General features: G+C 64.5%; 1 protein-coding gene. It reads left to right on the top strand.

Going from position 1 to position 248, the window contains the following annotated elements; genetic code table 11:
• Positions 1-137: 137 nt before the first annotated feature.
• The coding region (locus AC5IJH_RS18600; protein WP_491904302.1) for an aldehyde dehydrogenase family protein at positions 138-248 on the top strand (111 nt) is incomplete at its 3' end.

Genomic DNA, 248 nt, shown 5'->3' with positions numbered 1-248 from the left:
TCGCACACTGGCCGACACACTCGCCGCAGAGGTGCTGCCTTTAGCCGACGCATGCCGCTTCCTGGAGCGGGAGGCGCTCTCCATCCTGCGACCTCATCGGCTCTCTTCTCGCAGCCGTCCTTTTTTTTCAGCGGCATGTGGAGGCGACCGTCGAGCGCGTGCCGCTCGGTGTGGTTCTGATTCTGGGACCCGGAAACTACCCGCTGTTCCTGCCGGGTGTGCAGGCATTGCAGGCGATCGTTGCCGGC

Source organism: Candidatus Dedyshia acidiphila (assembly GCF_051025295.1).
Lineage (GTDB): Bacteria > Acidobacteriota > Terriglobia > Terriglobales > Acidobacteriaceae > KBS-83.
The sequence above is the reverse complement of the archived record's forward strand: the minus strand, read 5'-3'. Positions and strand labels throughout refer to the sequence as shown.